This is a genomic window from Legionella longbeachae, from assembly GCF_004283175.1.
Taxonomy (GTDB): Bacteria; Pseudomonadota; Gammaproteobacteria; order Legionellales; family Legionellaceae; genus Legionella; species Legionella longbeachae.
In genome coordinates this window covers 1-20,315 of the sequence record NZ_RXNW01000008.1, presented here as the reverse complement: position 1 = coordinate 20,315, position 20,315 = coordinate 1, and the positions used below count along the sequence as shown (strand labels likewise).

The window sequence follows — 20,315 nt, the reverse complement described above, 5'->3', positions numbered from 1 at the left end:
TTAAAGATTGAATTATGATGATTGCTTAAGTAGTAATATAATTCAACTCATCTGAGTAGAAAAAGTGATATAAAAATGCGATTCACTGACAGAGACTGTTTTCTAGAAGAGTTACCTGAACAAGTTGATTTTGGTTGGTTGTTAAGATTAATTAAGGTTTGGGTAGAGGCAGAAAATCTACCCTTTATGATGGGGGGTTTAGCCACAGTAGATGAAAATGGATTGCCAAGAAGCCGCACAGTAGCTATTCGTGAAATAAACGAACACGGGTTTCTTTTTTTTACGCAGCTGGGTAGCGCAAAAGTAGCGCATATTTTTGTTAATCCCTATACTTCTTTTACTTTTATGTTACCGAATACACAAAGACAAATTACGGTTTTTGGTAGAGTAAGGGCACTTGGGGAACATGAAAATTTAAAAAACTGGGATACTTATGATCAAGAGCGCAGGTTACGTTTTTTAGTCTATGGCACAAAGTCTGGGCAATTGATAAAGAAACAACAGGAGTTAGATGAAGAGTTATTTACCTTAAAGGAGCAATATAAAAAAACACTCCCAGAACGACCGCGAGAGTATATTGGTTATATGATTGTTCCTGACGAGATAAAACTTTATCAATTAAATGAGCATCGGTTGTCGGACTCAATAACTGCAATATGTACTGATGAAAATTGGACTTTACAGCGATTTGTTCCTTAACTTTTACATTTAGGAACAAACACCTGCAATTGAACATATGCCCCAAAATCTCAAGGTATACATTTAAGGGCGTTAGCTGATTAATCTTATTTATTCTTACATTCACGCCAGGAATTTTTGTTGCTTCCGCGGCGACATTATCATTGACAAGAATATCCAATCTACTCAGTGCTGATAAGCAAATTCAAACACTCAAAATGAGTGTCTGATAATTAAACTCCATAGTCCACTATGATGATTCATATTGAGGTAAGGTAATCCCATTCGAAATTGATTTTATCATGGCTAGGATTTTGTTCGAGCGTTCTTCTGCAATTTCCTTGGAAACTTCATCTTTTACAAGGAATGATTCACTGACCCAAACACCAAATTTTTGATTGGCATCAACGAAGGAACGTAGCAGTGCATTATAACGAGTAAACGCTCGGGTATAATTTCCATTAGCAACTTTTAATTCTCCCGCCAGTATATATGCTCCAACGAATGCCAAATTATTCCCTTGGCCAGATAACGGAGAAGGACAATAGCCTGCATCACCGACAAGCGCTATTCGACCTTTGGTCCAACTATTCATTTTTACTTGCGTAATCGCATCAAAATAAAAATCATTGCTTTCTGGCATTCGATTTAAAATATTTTGTGTTTCCCAGCCAAAATCGCGAAAAGTATCACGTAGGAATTGCTTTTGTTCCTGCTCATCACGGATGTCATTCAGGAGATGCTGGGAACGGAACATAAATCCTGCTCTTGCTATTTCAGGATTGTTATCGCTATTTATTGAGACTAATTTATTATTAGCCTCACATTCCAGATCTATGTGACTCAAGCCAAGGTAATTTGGAATGGTAAATGTACTGAGATATGCGCCAAGGTGAATTAACTGATATTCATTTTTTTCAAAAATCATGCGCCTTATAGCAGAGTGAATCCCATCTGCAGCGATCACCAGATCATATTGTTCAATCCTGCCATCCATGAAAATAACGGTAACGTTATCAGCATTCTGCTCAATGCTAATAATGGATTGATTGAAATAACAAGGGACATCAGCAATTGTTTTCATCAGGATTTCAACCAAATCACCACGGAGAATTTCGACTTCGTCATCTTGCCTAAACCCGAATTTCTCACCCTGTTCTTCATGCAGCACTTTACCCGATGAGTCTACAAAGCGACCGCGCTCTATTCGCGTGCGCATCTCACATATTTGATCATAGATACCCATTTCTCTGGCGATATGAGTTGCTATGCCACGAACATCCAGTGCCTGACCCCCTTTTCTAATAGACGCATATTTTTCAATCAAAACAGGAGAAAAACCAAACCTTCTTAGCCAATAACAAACAGCAGGGCCAGCTACACCAGCGCCAATGACGAGAATTTTGATATTTTTAGACATTGATAATTACCTTATTAGATTTAATTATTTTAAATAACTCATTTTTGATATTTCTGTTATTGTATATTGAATAAAATTGATTGCTTTATTGCTGAATGCATTCCTCGCCCATATTCCTGTGGATACTAACGTCAATTGCAGTTTCACTTCTTAATGCTGCAGAAAGCATGGCAATACCTTGTTCTTTAAAAACATAGGGCAAATATCTTCTACCCTTCATGCCAACTTGAGATATCTATTGGTGATCAAAAGCAATCAAACTCAGTTTCATTAAGTTGGAACATGAACTCATCAGGAAATTTATCAATAGTTCGTTTAATTGCCTGGTTAAAAAATTTTGAGACAATTCCATCGACCCTTAGAGGCTCGCTATCCAGCATTACTTTTAAATTGCGTACATGATAAATTTTTTTGGTGTTGTTGGTTTTGTTATCTACAGCATCTTGAAGAGCAATCAAACTTTAGCTTTATTATACCAAATTGAAAGATCTAATGACATCGTTCACATGATCAGGATGTTTTACTTGTGAATGGCTTAATCCATTGCAAAAAGGGGAAAGGGGAGTAATTCATGAGGTGAATTGATACAAACGGCTCAGGTTGAAACCATTTCGCCGGCGGATCCCTTTTAAGAGAAGAGGTAACTAATAAAATACAAAAAAGGATACAATGGCACTTTTGGGGTTCGTTGTATTCCAGAGCTAGAGCAGTCCTTTCTTTATTTGTGTATACATGATAGTCGATTGCTGGATATGTCTGATCTTTTCGGTAATCTTGAAACTTATTTTTTATTATTGGATTCAAATTTTATTGGGCTTATTATGGTTTACTCGAGGATCATGATTCCATAGAGCCATAATAGCTAAATATTTATTGGTAACCCCGAGTTTTTTATTGGCGTTTTGTAAATGAAAATTCACGGTACGCTTACTAATTTTTAATAATTGTGCAATCAGTTCCAAACGGAATCCCTCGGCAGTTAGTCTCAAGCATTCTTGTTCACGTTTTGTCAGAGGCACTACACCTATTTTTTTTTCATTCAACAGTAACCTTAAAAAATGAAAATAGGTGTGTAAGATGCCAAGCCAAGTATCCACATGATTTTCCCAATTTTTTAAACCATGTTCATTAATTCGCTGATGTAACACCAAAATGACAAATTCACCTTTAGGACCATGTAAAGGAATGCATAATCCCTTATCAAGCCCAAAGATAAGAGACTCTTGTTTAAACCGCCGCATTCTTTTATTTTTAGCCAAACGTAATTGTTCTTTCACATCCCAAAAAATAGGCAATAAAGATTGTTCTGTGGCTTCAAGAGTACGATCAATATCAGCATAACCTTCTTGCAGATAATATTTATGCCACGCATCCAGGGGTGTAGTTGCCCACTCATATACCAATTTGCTTCCTGTTTTGGTGTGTTGATTATAATAGGTAAAGGCAAAGCTTTTTATACTTATACTCCAAAAATAATTTTTTAATAGAGTATTTAACTCATGTATTGACTTTACTTCTGCCATTCGTTTTTTTATGCTTTGCATCATTTATCCTCAAATTCATACTCATTCTTAACTTTATAAAGTTTGAGTTATAGATGGATTTTTTGATTCATCGAAATAAATAATGAATCAAATAGTTAAAAAAAACCTCTATTGAGTTCACTTGAATTATATATTTTCCTTACATGGCCTTTTTGTGATTGCTCATTTGAATTGATTTTACATCTAACAGTTTAAATAGGATTGGCAATTGATGTCTTAAATAGCCAATCCCTATAAGAAATTATTTCATACTGCATTACTGTAAATTGCCATAAAAAGCAGTTAAGTTAACTGTATTCGCAGCAATTCCCTTTATTAAAATATGATAATTTCCGGCGGCAGGTTTTTTGATATTAATGTATTCATTGCCTGTAAATAGAACTTTTTTTAAAGTCCCATCTTCATAACGAACATACAATTGAGCACTATTTTTCGCGTTATTTTGATTGTCTGTTACTTGAATGGAAAGAAGGTCATAACTAAAAGGATATTTATTCAGCACGGGTACCTTAATGAGATATCGATGTTCATCACCTGCAACTAATTTAATGTTATTTATAATGGTCCCATTGGATATTTCAATTTCGGTACCGGTTTCCGGATCATCTATATTACAATTAGCATCCACGCCCACGACACTAAAACTGGCAAGAACGTCATTTATTTCATACCCAAGATCAGCCGCTGCCTTAGCTACCCCACATGCTGCACTATTAAAAGTGGCTTCGGGTTGCCAATACATTTGATTCGCAAGTAAGAAGGTACCAAATGCCTTTCTAATATCCCAACTGGGGGTTGTAGACAAAGTATAAAAGGCTTTATTAAATACTCCTGATGTATGATGTACATCCATGGATTCATTATAATTTTTAGCATTGTCTATAGACATACCATCAAGGGTAGGATTCTTAAAATAACGCATTGCAACTTGATTTTTCATTATAGTAGCTCCTCCTAACCAATCATTTTCTTTTCCTAATGGGGCGTTCACATAATACTCTGCTGTTTCCCCAGCCATATCCGAGAATGCCTCATTGATTCCTCCAGATTGACCTTTATATAAAAGTCCTGAATTAAACTCAGTGACCCCGTGACTTACTTCATGTGCCATCACATCTATGGCAGTAAAAGGATAGGTATAAGCCCCCCCATCCCCAAAGGTCATTTGTTGACCATTCCAGAACGCACCCTCATAGTTTGTCGCAAAATGTACCCGTACCTGGAATTTGGATTGAAGCGGATTAAGGGAAAACCATTTTCGATACATATCAAGGACAATTCCCGCAAAATAATGGGCATCATTAAGGGGGGAATATGCCCCATTTATTGCTTTTCCATTATGTACTGGTCGGTCAGTCTTACGGGAAGGGCAGGCAAATTGATAAATAGTTCCCCCTGTCACCTGATTATTCATGTCATATGTATCTACATCTTGATTCGTCATTTGACAGGTATCCGATACATTCAGGAAGCCATAGTCTCTCCCATAATAATAAGCCCCAGTCTTCTGATTCCCCCCGGGTCCTTCTGCGTCTCGAGTTGTGAGTCCATTCCAGGAGGCTATGATCTCTCCTGTATGTGCGTTAACCATAGAGTAAGGTCTTTGAACGTTATAGCCTTCTACATTAAAAGAAACTAAATAAATCAATTCTGCCTTATTGTTCTCATTAATTCGTACATAAAGCTGTGCACTCTCATTTGTAATAGGGTCATTTTTTTTCAGTGCTGCATTCTTTTTTGCGATTTTTAAAACTTCCTTGAAATTTACAGTGGGTATTGTATTGGGAATGTCTTTCTTAATATCGATCATCATTTGGCCATACCAATGGTTTTCCACGTTATTTAATTCAGAACTCGTTAACATTGCATTAAATACCGGAATCTCTCTGTAATATAGGCTGTATTTTTTTTTAATAACGCCGTTGGGTAAGGTGACTTTGTTAGATAATACAAATTGATAATCACTATTTTTACCGACCAGTGAGTGATTATTTTTTGTTAAATAATGGTGCATGTTGTTCCCGTCAATAAAGACTTTGGATGCGGCTTGGGAGGTCATTGAAAATATGAAAGCACTCGATAAAAAAGAATATATTTTTAATTTATTCATCACTTTCCTTATGTAATTTGGATTAGAGGATAAAATTCCCTTAAAAAATAATAATTTATTACCTAAAACGGGGAAAACCTGATATTTGTTACAGGTTTTTAGACTTTATAACCGGATGGAATGTATTTTTTTCTTGGATTGAGCATTTTTTGAGTGATCTGAATAGCACATTCGGAAGATGCACGTGCCTACTGTGTACCATTGCAAGCCATAGCTACATACTCCTATAACTGTATGGGATTTTCCGTTTTATGGCATAGCTTGATGCCACAAACAGTAAATTGACCATCGATTGCTAAAAGAGTGTTTTCTATTTCCGAAGTTAAAGTCATTGTTTCAACGCTATTTACAGCAGCCGTGAAAAGTTGAAGTGAACAATCTGTAGAATATCCAGCAACTGTATCAGTAAAAACAAAATTCTTATTTTTATTTCATAGAAACCGAAAAAATGAGGATGATGAAGATTTGCCGAATGTGTGGGCAACTTTATTGAGAAGTGTGCTGATGTTGCTTTATTTACTTAAGAAATTATTGGTCTAGTTCATAATATTACATCAATTCTCTTCAGTCTTGCTTAAAGAAGATGTCACATTTTCTTAAGAATGATTTACTAAACTTTATATAAGTCTGAAATATGATAAATAACAAGAGTGAGCATGAGAGACAAGGTAGTCGACGAATTAGAATCTGACGGATTCTTCAATGTTTCTATCGCTTAGTCGATAGGTAAGCATCCATCTCACAGCCATCAATATTAAATGTGATCATTATTTTTGTTAGGCGATAGTGTTAACTGTAATTCCTATTTTCGACAGAACATTCTTCTTCATAAATCTTCTCGTTTTTCCACATATGCAATTTTTTCATATCGCATATAAAAATAATTGGTTGGATATTTAATGCCTATAAAGATTAATATTTAGTCATAAAGTAGTTTTGAGTCTCCAAGAAGCAGAAAAGTACATGGACGTAAAAGAATAACCGGAAGCACTTCAATTTCTGCACAAGTGTCTAAAACAATTTAGGCAAGATATTGAACTTATTGAGGTTAAAAAAATGGTTCAAACAAATCACAATTTAGATACACAGATTAACGATTTAGATACACAGATTAACACTCTTAAAGTAAATTTAAACCGATGGAACAAAAATAATGAAAAAGAGCTTTTGCTAAGAGGCTATGATGTATTAAGAGAAATTGAAAAAATCAGAAAGCTAAATAATCAAGAGGATGAATCGAAGTTATTAGGCATATTGCAAAAAACTAATAAGATTTTAATGAATCGAGAACAACCTGAACAAGTAATTCAAGGTGCTCAGGAGCTAGCTAAGCTAGCAACTGATGCGTCAGGAAAACCTTCTACCCTCTGGAAAAGTTTGGGTACAAGTTTAGTCTTATTTGCTTATGCCGCACTTGTAGTTGCTGGTATAGCATTAGCTGTACCTACTGCTGGGGGTAGTTTATTACTCTCTGCGATTGGAACCATAGGCTTAACCGGCTCTATTGGCGTCGGCGCCGGTGTTGCTGCAACAGGCGCACTCGGTGCTTCCGCGCGTTATTATGGGGGTGAAAAAGGACTGGCCAAATCAATAAATGCGTTGAAGGAGGCGTGTATCGATTATTACGAAAATCCAAATACACACAATTCAAAGAAACTTAGTACTCCAACAAATGCCCCAACGCAGCCGACAACTTCCAAAGCTTCCTTCGAGACTATGACTTCTATCTCTCAGGAAATTAGGGAGCAAATAAAAACAGCGATTAATGGAAATATTGCTGGAACAAATAAAGATCTTCTTAGTATAACTGTAGAAAACATAGATACCACTCTAGAACATAATTTACAAATATTCGAACGACTCAAACATCCTATACCATGGACGTACACTAGAATTGATCCAACTTCTCCAAATGACAAAACCATCATTAAAATAAAATATGATCCAACCCAAGAATTAAATGAAGAAAATACAAAAATTCAATATTCCATCAAAACTAGAAAGTTAAGCATTATAGGTGGTGTTTTAACTCTTCTAGATCATCAAGGTTACGCACCTCATGAAATAGCTAACATTAAAAAAGTCCTCGCTGATGAATGTAATGAAATATGTGATGATAAAAATCAAGCAACTTTGGATCCCAAAACTGAAATAGATCATTTTGTCAGAAAATTAGCTGCTTCTATTGAACAGGAAATTCGTACAAAGGATCGCAATATAATACGAGAGATTCGCGAAGCAGAACGATATTTTGTAGCTGAGCACAATAAAAATCAGATTCTAATTGTCGAAACAAAAACGTCTGAGAATGAAACCATTTATCAGATAGATGTTGAACTTAATCATCAACTTACTTCCGAACAAAAAAAGGAGTATCTAAAAATACACCGTCAGGGGGAAGAACCTGAATGGTTTACTGAGCTCAGTAAAGCTGAACAAGAGTGGTTTAAATCTAAAATACCTCAATCGCTTGAGCCAAGCGATGCAAAATGGCACGACTTTGAATCTCTATTTAAATCTTCAGCCATGACGCATACTCCCGGTTTACCAAACGCTAGAATCAATTATTTAATGCTAAAGCAAGGGAATGAGAACCCTGAAGTCATCAATTGCAGTGTTAAATCGGCAACTCCTGTGAGTTATGAAATGCCTGAAGTCGGACAATCAAAAAACACTCAAGATAATGCCAAACAATTGTTAGAGCTTACGCAAAAAGTAGCTCAAGAAAATCATAAACGTTTATGGGGTAAATTTTTTGATGCCCCTAATATTCAACCTAAAATTCCCGTATTGATGCAATCGTTATTAAGCGACCCCATTAAACCCTTAGGTGTTCCCCTTATGAAAGCAGACGCCTCCTTAATTCAAGGCCAAACAGATGCCATGAATTTTGCAATTCAAGCAGAGAATAAGGCCCCCTCAAACTATTTTTGCATGTATCACAACAATGGCACTAATGGTTATTCACGAGGGAATAAGATCAGCATGCAGGGTGATGAGCAATTTCAGGGCTTAGTAACTCAAGCTAATATTTTTTTAGAATCAGTAATTCAGAAATTGAACTTAAATCAAGATATAGGGGGCTTATTTGACACGAAAAATACAGATCAAGAAAATAAACTTAATGAATTCATTCAAACGATTCAAAATTGCAATTTAACACCCCAACAAAAAGAAAGTATTACCAACATATTGAGGGTTTTAGACGAATATCATCATGAAAAGCAAGAAGCTCCTTCATTATCGCGCAATAAAGCGGAATATATCATTGCTTTAAAAAAATTATTAGTCGAATCAATGGGAGGAGCTGTAAGTAATAATTGTAAAAGCGGAAAAGACAGAACAGGGCAAAGCGAAGTATACCAACATGGTTTTATCTTATTTACCAAACTTCATTCCAAAACAAGCAAGCTTTTACAATATGATGAGATCGGTTACCGCAGAGATTTATTTTGTAAAATTAATGGAACACTGAATGCATCCCAAAAAATTCAAGAAGCATCCGGATTAAATACCCCAGGTTGCGTAGGAACTAAATCAGGTAAAGTGTCTTTGATTATTGATAACGGCATTCGCAATTCTTTTGAACGACTACATTCCTTAGGTTGCCGATTAGCAAGTATGAATAAACCTAAAATTTTTAGTGACGATGAAAACAAGAAAAAGAATGAAAACAAGAAAAAGAATGAAAATATCAAAAATGATGTAAATATCAAAAATGATGAGCGCGCGAATCTAACACAAAAATATAAAAGGAGATATAGTGAAATACAAATAAAAGACTCGGTTGAAGCCCGTCCTCGCAGATTCTCATTCTAAATTTTGAATACATAGATGCGGTTAAAAAATATGAGCCAATAAATACAGAGGAAAAGACGCATTTTACAAGGAGATTAAATAGGAGAGTGAAACAAACAGAATTAAAGATTCAAGGAGTTTTTAATTGCGCTTTTCATAAGAGATAAATGGTGACGTCAATACCTTAATTGTGTTGTTGCATGAAGACATTCTCGTATTAAATAAAGAATTTTTATAGGGGCAAATTCTTTGAAAATGATAAAAATTTTAAGTATGTCTAGATAAATTCAACGAACTGGATTTCATCGCTTTTTAGGTGGCACCTATCGCGGATTACGCGCCTCGACTTTCAGCCTTCCATGGCGCGCAGCGAGAGTACGGTTTGATAGTTCCAGCTTTGACTCGTTGCTCTCACCTACCAAAGCCGCCATGCATTCAAGTAGCATCTGATTTGCGAGGCAGAGAACCCATCGATAACCATAAGACTAACTTGTTCACGAGGCGCCTATTTTAAGCATTTTGAGCAATCCAATTTACAGCATGATCAACATCAGCAATTTTTTCTTCGCTTGTGGTTTTGCTCTTCTGGAAAAAGAACAATGCGCGATTTTCTGTTACTTTTGAGTGAATTAATTGCCCAGCAATGAATAAGAGCCCAATACCTGTCAAAGCAATTGCGATATTTCCAATTATTGTTCCCCATGAAATACGGTAGGCACTCATTTCTTGGTCTTTGCTGTGTAGTAATGCTGAAAATCGTGATTTAAATTCTGTAAAATTACGTTGTTCGGGTTCCTGGTCAAAAAATTCATTTGCCATGATCGTCAGTTTATTAGCTAAATCAATCGCAACTTGGCCTTTCGATGCACCTTGATCTCTAAGCAGTACGCCATAATCATACATAGCTTGAATTTCATGCAAAAATTCAGCCTTAGGATTCTCTAAATAAGGAACTAAGTCATAATATCCCTTTAAAGCAGCAAGTACAGATGCTCTGAGGCCACTATTATTTTTAATAGTGAGATCTGCTCCATTACGAGCCAACAATTCAACCATCACACGGTTATTTTGCTTGCTCGCACGATGCAATGCTGTTTCACCAAATTGATCTTTTGCATTTATATCTATTTGTTTAGTATCGATCAACCATTGGATCAGGCTCACATTACCAGACGACACAGCACAATGAATAAGAGTCTCATTTCTGTTTGTTAATGCAGTTAAACTCAACCCTTTGCTAACAAGATAATCAACGGCTGGTAAATTTCCAGAATAACATGCAGTATGCAGAAGCGTAGCTCCCTGGTTGTCTACAAGATACAAATTAGTTTCTGAAAGTAATTGTTCAATAGCGTCTATAGTTGCATTGTGATTTTCCGACAATAATAAATGAATTGGTGTGCGGCCGAAATAATCTTTGCCTTCCAAAACTGCCGCGTTTAGACCCACTAGCTCAGCGATCTCGTTATTATTTGCACCATTCTGATTATGATGAACAAGAATATGGAGTACAGTAGGTTGAAAGCCAGAGCGACCTCCCGCTGTAATATCGGCTCCCTGTCTCGCCAAGGTCATTGCTGATTGTTTGAAACTATCAAAGCTACATAGCTCAAGTTCGATAGCATCCAGTAGTGATTGCCATGCAGTTTTATTAAAATAATCTTTAGCTGTTAAAACAGCGGCGTTTAAACCCACTAGCTCAGCGATCTCGTTATTATTTGCACCATTCTGATTATGATGAACAAGAATATGGAGCACAGTAGGTTGAAAGCCAGAGTGACCTCGCGTTGTAATATCGGCTCCCTGTTTCGCCAAGGTCATTGCTGATTGTTTGAAACTATCAAAGCTACATAGCTTAAGTTCGATAGCATCCAGTAGTGATTGCCATGCAGTTTTATTAAAATAATCTTTAGTTGTTAAAACAGCCGCGTTTAAACCCACTAGCTCAGCGATCTCGTTATTATTTGCACCATTCTCATTATGATGAACAAGAACATGGAGCAAAGTAGGTTGTGAGCCAAAGCGACCTCGCACTGTAATATCTGCCCCCTGTCTTGCCAAGGCCATTGCTGATTGTTTGAAATTATGGCTAGTCGTTCCATTCGATAATAATTCTTTTAGCTGCTCTGTTGGTGTAGGCATACAATAACCCCCTGAAAAATCACAGTGCGCAATAATAGCACAAATCTTGCTGTGAGATCCATTTATTAGAATTCATCGAACCTCCAACCTCCTGGTTCGTAGCTTTCTACTTGTTATTTATAATATTTAATAATCAACATATTGTGATGCATGTATCCTTTATCCTGCTCCAATTAGCGATTTGCTAATGGAGTGCACCCTAAATGAGTTGGTACAATTAAAGTGGTCTCATAAAGTCTTAAATGAATGGATTGATAATTTAATAAAAAATAGAACGGATTAAAGCAGAGCGCGGTTGGAAAAAACAAAAAACGATATGATTGATGCTTTATTAGATTGTTTGGTTGAGGATTATGACTTAATTGAAAAGGACCTAATGTTGCCAGATGTACATGATAGACATGTATTAGCCGCTGCGATTGCTTCTAAATCCAAACTAATTATTACAGCTAATTTGAAAGATTTTCCGCAGGAATATTTATACCAGTTTAAAATAAAACCTTGTCATCCAGATGATTGTCTTCGGAATAGACCTGATTTCATTGGTCGGAGTGACAGGAGTTGAACCTGCGACCCCTGCCTCCCGAAGGCAGTGCTCTACCAGGCTGAGCTACACTCCGTGTTGAAAATGAAATTTTCCACCCTAGAGATACTCTCTAAGTTAATCCTGAAATTAATAACTTCTTAATAATGCAAATTGTGCGAGCTCTATAAGCGCATTTTTATATTTTGAGTCAGGCAGCAGGGCTAAGTTGGAAATGGCAGTATTCACTTCCTTGGCAGCAATTCCTTTAGTGTATTCTATAGCTTTTGTTTCTTCCAACGCACCGAGAATTTCGGGTAAGAAGTCTAATGTGCCGTGTTTCAAGCTTTCTTCAATTTGCTGTTTTTGTACTTCTGTTCCATGTTGTAATGCATAAATTAAAGGTAAGGTTGCTTTTCCATCCGCAAGATCATCTCCTATATTTTTACCAATCGTTTTGGCATCAGAGCAATAATCCAGGGCATCATCTATGAGTTGGAACGCATTGCCTAGATGTAAGCCATAGGCATACAGAGCATTTTGCATTTCTTTAGAAGAGTTGCTTAGTATTGGGCCTATGCATGCGGCAGCTGCAAATAATAAGGCTGTTTTGGCACGAATTACATCAAAATACTCCTCAAAGGTTAATGCAGGATTATGGCGATTCGTTAATTGCTTCACTTCACCGCAACTGATTTCAAGCGCTGTTCTGGCGAAAAGCTTAAGCACCTCTGGGTTATTTATATCAACCATTAATTCAATGGATTGAGTAAAGAGATAATCGCCAACTAAAATGCTTGCTTTGCTTCCCCAGATATTATTTGCTGTTTGACGTCCTCTTCTCAATGTAGATTCATCAATGACATCATCATGCAATAAAGTTGCTGTATGAAAAAACTCTACCATTGCAGCGAGGTCAATATGATCTTGACCTTGATAGCCACAGGCATTGCTTGTTAGAAGAACTAACAATGGACGTAATCTTTTTCCACCACTCTCAATCATATGGTGGGACATTTTATCAATTAGGCCAATTTGCGATTCAATTTTATTAATAATTAAATTATTAACGGCATTAAAATCGTCATTAATTAGCGCGCGTATACTGTCAATCGCCATTGTTTGTCCTCTACGACTCAATCAATAAATGCTAAAGTTGAGCATAAGAATTGTCAAGTGAAACTGGGCTTGGATTCATTATACATTAAAGCGAAAATGCATGATATCACCATCGCAAACGATATATTCCTTACCTTCTAAACGTAATTTACCTGCTTCTTTAGCACCTTGCTCGCCGCCGCATTGAATAAATGCATCATACGCTATAACTTCGGCACGAATGAAGCCTTTTTCAAAGTCCGTATGGATTACTCCTGCAGCTTGGGGGGCAGTAGCTCCTTTAGAGATGGTCCATGCTCTTACTTCTTTAACTCCCGCAGTAAAATAAGTTTGTAATCCTAATAGTTCATAGCCTGCTCGAATTACCCGATGCAATCCAGGTTCACTTAATCCTAAATCTTCCATAAACTCTTGGCGATCAGCCTCATCTAACTCTACGAGTTCTGCTTCAGTTGCTGCGCATAGAGCAACAATACTTGCTTTCTCCTGTAGCGCCAATTCGCGTACCTGCTCCAGCAACGGATTATTTTCATATCCATTATCATCAACGTTTGCGATATAAAGCACGGGCTTTGCTGTGAGTAAGAAAAGTCGACGTGAAATGTGCTCTTCTTCAGCAGTGAGTTCAAGTGTACGAACTGGGTAACCTTCATCAAGATGCGCTTTAATTTTTTCTAATGTTTTCACTTCAAATAGCGCTTCTTTATTTCCACTACGACTGTTTTTTCCAGCTTTTAATAAGGCTTTTTCGAGAGTTTCCATGTCTGCTAAAGCCAATTCTGTGTTAATGACTTCAATATCGCTCAATGGATGAACATGTCCTTCTACATGAACTACATCCGTATTTTCAAAGCAACGTACTACATGGGCAATTGCATCTGTTTCACGAATATTTGCTAAAAACTGATTGCCTAATCCTTCTCCTTTTGAGGCTCCTTTAACAATACCTGCAATATCAACAAATTGCATGGTTGCCGGGAGCACTTGCTGAGGGTTGACTATTTTACTTAAGGCGTCAAGCCGTGGATCCGGAACAGTCACAATTCCCACATTGGGCTCAATAGTACAAAAAGGATAATTTGCTGCTTCAATGCCTGCTTTAGTCAATGCATTAAACAAAGTTGATTTACCAACATTGGGCAAGCCCACTATTCCACATTTAAATCCCATATGTAGTACCTCTAAAAATGTTAAATTTAGGATGCGTGCAAAAATTACACAAACCCTTAAGCGTTTAATTGATTCATTGCTTTGGCAAAATCACCAGAGAAAATGAATGGCATTACAGCAATACCTCTGTCAATCGCATCATAAGTTAATTGTCTTTCTTGTGCTGTAGGTTTACTGAGTACAAATTGATGGACCAAGTCTTTATGTCCAGGATGGCCAATCCCAATACGCATACGGTGAAATTCCGCACTTCCTAATTGAGCAATTATATCTCTCAAGCCATTATGACCTCCATGGCCTCCACCTGTTTTAAGTTTAATGCGCCCTGCGGGTAAATCTAACTCATCATGGACGATTAATATCTCATTAGGTTGAATACGATAAAATTGACTTATAAGTCGGGTAGGTTGACCACTATGATTCATAAAAGTAGTGGGTAATGCCAATTTATACAGATGTTGATTTAATTCTAAATCAACCAGCTCAGCCTGCATCTTTTTTTCGAGTTTAAAGAAAATACTATATCGTTGTGCTAATGCTGAGATTAGCCATTGCCCTGCGTTATGGCGAGTATGCTCATAAGCTGGGCCTGGATTACGTAAACCGATAATTAGTTTAATGGCCATGGATTGGAAGCTCTTTTTGCTATGATCGTAATTTTGGGCTTATGTTGCTTGGGTGAAGCTCGGTGGGCAAGGATAAAATTAAATAGGTTTCCAAGCCGCTCCGAGTTCACCCAGGTTCTATTTATTGTATTACGTAACAATAAGAATATAAATTTTTATTATTCACTTTTCTCAGAGTCAACAGTAGGTACAGCAGAGGCTGGAGTCTCTGCAGTTTCTTCTTCTGATGCTGCACTTACTTTAGGCATATGAATACTTACCACAGGTGCATCATGACTTCCATCAGTAACATCAACGGTAAGTTGTACTCCTTTAGGTAATTTTAAGTGAGATAAGTGAACTATATCATCAACTTTAACTTCAGACATATCTACATTAATAAATTCAGGTAAGTCTTTTGCTTGGCAACGGACTTCTACTTGAGTCATTGTGTGGTTGATGATACCACCTGCTTTAATACCAGGAGCTTTTTCTTCATTAATAAAATGAATCGGCACTAATTTAACAAGAACATCAGTTTTAGAAACACGTTGTAAATCCATATGCATCACAACAGGTTTATAAGGATGGCGTTGTAATGCTTTTAAAATAACGTGTTCTACTTTACCATCAACAGTAATATCAAAAACACTTGAGTAAATACTTTCAGTTTCTAACGCTTTGATTACTTTGTTATGTTGAAAATGAATAGAAGTGGGTTTTTTATCGCCACCATAGATTACGGCTGGTACTTGATTTTCAAGACGACGTAGGCGGCGGCTCGCACCTTTCCCCATATCCGTTCTTGTTTGAGCTTCTAAAAGGATGTTTGACATTATATACTCCTAAAATTGATTAAGTCCTTTGAAATTTAATCCGCGACCAGACTAAATACCGGATAAAAATCCGGAAAGGGTGGCGAAGTATACAATATTTTAAAATGAACTTGAAGTCATAGTCATAATTTCATAGAATATGCGACTTTATTGAATTTTTGATAGCCAAGCAGGCGAGTTGGAGAAAAATTATGTATGCAGTAATCAAAACTGGCGGTAAGCAATACACCGTGAAGGAAGGTGATGTATTAAAAATTGAATTACTGCCTGAAGATGTTGGCAATGAAATACAATTTAAAGAAGTATTAATGCTCGCTGATGGCGATAAAATTGTTTGTGGATCTCCCCTAGTCGATAAGGCTACAGTGAAAGCTGAAGTGCTTGATCATGGTCGCCACAAAAAAGTTAAAATTATTAAGTTTCGTCGTCGCAAGCACCACAAGAAACAAATGGGGCACAGACAATATTATTCGCAAGTTAAAATTACTGCGATAAGTAAGTAAGAGAGGAATAGCAATGGCTCATAAGAAAGCAGGTGGTAGTACTCGTAACGGCCGCGATTCGAATCCCAAGTATCTTGGTGTGAAGCGTTTTGGTGGTCAATTTGTTAACGCTGGTGAAATTATCGTAAGACAACGTGGTACGCGTTTTCACCCAGGCCCTGGTGTTGGTTGCGGTCGCGATCATACTTTGTTTGCTTTGGTTGAAGGTTTAGTACAATTTGTTGTTAAAGGAAGCAAGAATCGTAAGTATGTTACTATTGTTGCAGAACAAAAAGAAGAAGCTGCAAATTAATCTGAGCGATTCAAAGTACATATGAATAGATGAATTGTAGCTTTGCTGCAATGTTCTCAGGTTTAAAAGCAAAAAATTTCCAGTTTTTGCTGTATTAGGTTTTTTTTATCCCCTAATGCAGTGTCGTCTTTGGCCCCGGCAACGGGGTTTTTTATTTTTGAGGTAGGCCATGAAATTCGTTGATGAAGCAGTAATAAAAATAGAAGCAGGCCATGGAGGAAATGGTTGCTTAAGCTTCAGACGCGAAAAATTCATACCTCGTGGTGGTCCCGATGGAGGAGATGGCGGAGATGGTGGTAGTGTTTACTTTGAAGCCAGCACTGATTTAAATACACTCATTGATTTTCGTTATATGCGTCACTATAAAGCAGGTAATGGTCAGCAAGGAATGGGTGGAAATTGTACGGGAAAAAAGGGCGATGATTTAATTATTAAAGTTCCGGTTGGAACTCTGATTTATGATATGGATACTGATGAATTGTTGGGTGATATTAAAGAGCCTAATGTTCCGGTATTAATTGCTCAAGGTGGTTTTCATGGCCTAGGAAATACGCGCTTTAAGAGTAGTGTTAATCGTTCACCACGCCAAACAACCCAAGGAAGTTTAGGGGAATCAAGGAATTTACGGCTGGAATTGCGCGTCTTGGCGGATGTCGGATTATTAGGATTACCTAATGCAGGAAAGTCAACTTTAATTCGTGCTGTTTCAAGCTCAAAAGCTAAAGTTGCTGATTATCCTTTTACCACGTTACATCCTAGTTTAGGTGTTGTGAGTGTTTCTTCTCATAAGAGTTTTGTCATGGCGGACATCCCTGGTCTAATCGAAGGTGCTTCTACCGGAGCAGGTCTTGGACATCGTTTTTTAAAACATCTTTCTCGTACTTGCGTGCTGTTACATGTGATTGATGTAGCACCTATAGATGGTAGTGATCCTGTCGCTTCCGCCCAAACTATCATTAACGAGCTGGCACAATATAATCCAGAGCTACTCAAAAAAAATCGGTGGTTGGTGTTGAACAAAATGGATACCTTACCTGACACTAAAAGTCGAGAGGAAAAGATCCAGTCTATAGTGACAGGGCTTAATTGGAAAGATAAAGTGTTTGCTATTTCAGCCATCAGCGGTGAGGGAACACAACAATTATGTTATTCACTTATGCAATTGATTGATGAGATGAAAGAGTTGGAAGAATAACTGTTTTGTCGCTTGTGTTACCATGAATACAGGTAAGTTTTGAGAGAATGAATTTTGATTTGTTTCGGGTCGCTCAATAGCTCAATCCCATTTCTGGACTTTTCCTAAGAGTACCCTAGTTCCAATCGTAACAGCTTTTGTAATGCAAACTTGAATCCTAGTAAAAAAAATTCTTAATATTTTCGAAGACCTAGTATTGATTTCAGCGTATATAGCTCTGGGATGGCTTTACAGTATCTTTTTCTGTGTCTATGATATGTGTAACAGAAATCAAAAGAGATCATCATGTCTCCACGAGGTGGAAAAAGAGAAGGAGCTGGACGTCCCAGAGGCGAACCAACCAAAATTATTCGTATACCCGTATCTCAGCTTGCGGATTTTGTGCGATTAAAAAACCAACCGGATTACCAATTACCCATATTTTCCAGTAAAGTGCAAGCAGGATTTCCTTCACCTGCTGATGATTACATCGAGGGTTATTTGGATTTAAATATGAAGTTTATCAAGCATCCTTCCGACACATTTGTGGTACAAGCGATAGGTGAGTCTATGGTAGAGGCAGGTATTTTTTCAGGTGATTGGCTTTTAGTCGATAGAAGCATAGAACCATCAGACGGCCGTATTGTGATTGCGGCAATTAATGGTGAACTAACGGTAAAACGCTTGTTCAAAAAGGCAGGCAAGGTACAATTGCTTCCTGCTAATCCCCAATTTAATCCTATTGATATTAATGAGGATAGTGAGATGGTGATTTGGGGTGTGGTTACTTTAGTCCTTCATGAGTTACCCTAAGTGTTTCATATCACTTCTCATCGCGAGAAGTTATTTAAGTCGGAGATATATGCGGTCTCTGGCCACAATAGGAAAAAAATTAATTTAACGAGGAATTTATCAACGAAAATTGGATATGTATACGGCTGTATTAACTGTGCTCTCTATCGATGGCATGCTTTAAGCGAATAAACAAGACAATCTATGGAACTTATAAACCCAATCAGAAAAATAATCCATATTGATATGGATTGCTTTTATGCCGCGATTGAAATGCGAGATTTTCCTCAGTTGGCAAATAAGCCTATTGCAGTAGGAGGGGATGCCAACCGTCGTGGGGTTATTGCCACTTGTAATTATATAGCCCGCCAATTTGGAGTACGTTCCGCAATGCCAACAGCACAGGCAATTAAATTATGTCGACAGCTCATCTTGCGACCCGTTCGAATGGACGTTTATCAAAAAGAAAGCCACTACATTCGCGCTTTATTTGCAGAATACACGGATCTTATTGAACCGTTATCCTTGGATGAGGCTTATCTTGACGTCACTCATTCTATGCAATGCAAGGGAAGCGCGACTTGGATAGCACAAGAACTGCGGGAGCGAATTTATCGAACCCGAGGACTTACGGCGAGTGCCGGTATTGCTCCAAACAAAAGTTTGGCAAAAATCGCCAGTGATTGGCATAAACCTAATGGGCAAATGGTGATTAGACCAGAAGAAATTACTGCATTTATGCATCATTTACCGGTGCGTAAATTATTTGGGGTAGGGCCCAGGATGGAGGAAAAATTAAATGCATTAAATATTAAAACATGTGGTGAACTACAGCACTATTCAATTGACGCTTTATACAAAGAATTCGGCGTTATGGGACAAAGACTCTATGAATTAGCTCGAGGAATTGATCATCGTCTTGTCAATCCTGATCGCATTAGAAAATCCATCAGTGTAGAAGAAACTTATCTCAAAGACTTGCCTGATGGAGCGGCGTGTTTGGCTGCTTTGCCCAAACTGATGGCACGTCTGGAATTACGAATACAACGGCTAGGAAAAATTTCTGGAATTCATAGTTTGTTTGTTAAACTGAAATTTAATGATTTCCAGAAAACTACGGTGGAATGTGTACACGATAAGATGGACTTTATTATTTTACAACAGCTCATTCAAGAAGGTTTTTCCAGAAAATATATGCCTGTAAGATTATTGGGTATAGGCGTTAAATTAAGGCAAGAAAAAATAAATGAGATGATTCAGCTTCCTTTGTTTGACTTATAACCCCTTGTGACCGAAAAACAATAGGTACATGAGCGCTTGTCCTGTAGATTTTTGTATTAATTTATTAAAATAATCAATAAATAACTGAAAAATTAATAGTAGATATACATAAAATTGATGTGTTTCAATGCTGATATTTTTGTATCATTACAGAACAAAATATTCACAATGGGATGTATCATAATGCCAAGTCAGGTAGTAATATAGCCAACGCATAATAAAATGATTATTGGCAATGGGTTTGAAAAAGTTGATCAATGGTACAATTAGTTTTTCTACGAATGGATTTAGCTTGTGCCCACTTATGCTCAATTGGATTAAGATCTGG

17 protein-coding genes and 1 tRNA gene are annotated in these 20,315 nt (G+C 37.2%); 8 read left to right on the top strand and 10 right to left on the bottom strand.

Annotated elements, in window-relative coordinates:
- Positions 1-75 precede the first annotated feature (75 nt).
- A complete protein-coding gene (locus EKG34_RS09240) occupies positions 76-699 on the top strand; it encodes a pyridoxamine 5'-phosphate oxidase family protein (protein WP_003635401.1) in 624 nt (207 codons plus the stop codon).
- Positions 700-928: 229 nt separating this feature from the next.
- Here the strand turns inward: EKG34_RS09240 and EKG34_RS09235 are convergent, their stop codons facing one another.
- From EKG34_RS09235 to EKG34_RS09220, 4 genes are all read right to left on the bottom strand, one after another.
- Positions 929-2,098, bottom strand: a complete 1,170-nt coding sequence (locus EKG34_RS09235; protein WP_003635403.1) for a tetracycline destructase Tet(56) — start codon at positions 2,096-2,098, stop codon at positions 929-931.
- Between the two features lie 245 nt (positions 2,099-2,343).
- Positions 2,344-2,556: an ORF6N domain-containing protein gene (locus EKG34_RS09230; RefSeq protein ID WP_003635408.1), complete on the bottom strand. Its 213-nt coding sequence runs from the start codon at positions 2,554-2,556 to the stop codon at positions 2,344-2,346.
- A gap of 342 nt (positions 2,557-2,898) precedes the next feature.
- Positions 2,899-3,645 (bottom strand): helix-turn-helix transcriptional regulator, encoded by a 747-nt coding sequence (locus EKG34_RS09225; RefSeq protein WP_012979349.1) that lies wholly within the window; start codon positions 3,643-3,645, stop codon positions 2,899-2,901.
- Between the two features lie 253 nt (positions 3,646-3,898).
- Positions 3,899-5,752, bottom strand: coding sequence for a M4 family metallopeptidase (locus EKG34_RS09220; RefSeq protein WP_003635412.1), 1,854 nt, complete (start codon positions 5,750-5,752; stop codon positions 3,899-3,901).
- 1,056 nt (positions 5,753-6,808) lie between these two features.
- On the opposite strand from EKG34_RS09220, the gene EKG34_RS09215 reads away from it, so the two are divergent.
- Complete coding sequence (locus EKG34_RS09215) at positions 6,809-9,571, top strand: hypothetical protein (RefSeq protein WP_003635416.1); 2,763 nt, start codon at positions 6,809-6,811, stop codon at positions 9,569-9,571.
- A 489-nt stretch (positions 9,572-10,060) separates the two neighbouring features.
- Here EKG34_RS09215 and EKG34_RS09210 read toward each other — a convergent pair whose 3' ends face one another.
- Positions 10,061-11,692 carry an ankyrin repeat domain-containing protein gene (locus EKG34_RS09210; RefSeq protein WP_012979348.1) on the bottom strand — a complete coding sequence of 544 codons (1,632 nt, stop codon included), beginning with the start codon at positions 11,690-11,692 and terminating at the stop codon, positions 10,061-10,063.
- 295 nt (positions 11,693-11,987) lie between these two features.
- Here EKG34_RS09210 and EKG34_RS09205 point away from each other — a divergent pair, with 295 nt between their 5' ends.
- Positions 11,988-12,257, top strand: coding sequence for a hypothetical protein (locus EKG34_RS09205; RefSeq protein WP_080619950.1), 270 nt, complete (start codon positions 11,988-11,990; stop codon positions 12,255-12,257).
- Here EKG34_RS09205 and EKG34_RS09200 read toward each other — a convergent pair.
- The 5 genes from EKG34_RS09200 to EKG34_RS09180 all read right to left on the bottom strand — a co-directional run bounded on the left by EKG34_RS09200 (position 12,236) and on the right by EKG34_RS09180 (position 15,945).
- Positions 12,236-12,312 (bottom strand) — tRNA-Pro (locus EKG34_RS09200). The genes EKG34_RS09205 and EKG34_RS09200 overlap by 22 nt on opposite strands.
- Before the next feature lie 53 nt (positions 12,313-12,365).
- Entirely contained in the window at positions 12,366-13,334 is a 969-nt protein-coding gene (locus EKG34_RS09195; protein WP_003635421.1) for a polyprenyl synthetase family protein, read from the bottom strand.
- A gap of 78 nt (positions 13,335-13,412) precedes the next feature.
- Positions 13,413-14,504, bottom strand: coding sequence for a redox-regulated ATPase YchF (gene ychF, locus EKG34_RS09190; RefSeq protein WP_003635422.1), 1,092 nt, complete (start codon positions 14,502-14,504; stop codon positions 13,413-13,415).
- Positions 14,505-14,560: 56 nt separating this feature from the next.
- Positions 14,561-15,130, bottom strand: coding sequence for an aminoacyl-tRNA hydrolase (pth, locus tag EKG34_RS09185; RefSeq protein ID WP_012979347.1), 570 nt, complete (start codon positions 15,128-15,130; stop codon positions 14,561-14,563).
- A 158-nt stretch (positions 15,131-15,288) separates the two neighbouring features.
- Positions 15,289-15,945, bottom strand: coding sequence for a 50S ribosomal protein L25/general stress protein Ctc (locus EKG34_RS09180; RefSeq protein WP_003635425.1), 657 nt, complete (start codon positions 15,943-15,945; stop codon positions 15,289-15,291).
- A 191-nt stretch (positions 15,946-16,136) separates the two neighbouring features.
- Between EKG34_RS09180 and rplU the strand changes: the two genes are divergently transcribed.
- From rplU to dinB, 5 genes are all read left to right on the top strand, one after another.
- Positions 16,137-16,448: a 50S ribosomal protein L21 gene (gene rplU / locus EKG34_RS09175; RefSeq protein WP_003635427.1), complete on the top strand. Its 312-nt coding sequence runs from the start codon at positions 16,137-16,139 to the stop codon at positions 16,446-16,448.
- 13 nt (positions 16,449-16,461) lie between these two features.
- Entirely contained in the window at positions 16,462-16,740 is a 279-nt protein-coding gene (gene rpmA, locus EKG34_RS09170) for a 50S ribosomal protein L27 (protein ID WP_003635429.1), read from the top strand.
- Positions 16,741-16,909: 169 nt separating this feature from the next.
- Entirely contained in the window at positions 16,910-17,935 is a 1,026-nt protein-coding gene (gene cgtA / locus EKG34_RS09165) for an Obg family GTPase CgtA (protein WP_003635431.1), read from the top strand.
- 285 nt (positions 17,936-18,220) lie between these two features.
- A complete protein-coding gene (locus EKG34_RS09160; RefSeq protein WP_003635433.1) occupies positions 18,221-18,727 on the top strand; it encodes a LexA family protein in 507 nt (168 codons plus the stop codon).
- A 192-nt stretch (positions 18,728-18,919) separates the two neighbouring features.
- The gene (gene dinB, locus EKG34_RS09155; protein ID WP_085956292.1) at positions 18,920-19,987 is read left to right on the top strand and encodes a DNA polymerase IV; all 1,068 of its coding nucleotides are present in this window, start codon (positions 18,920-18,922) and stop codon (positions 19,985-19,987) included.
- Positions 19,988-20,315: the final 328 nt, after the last annotated feature.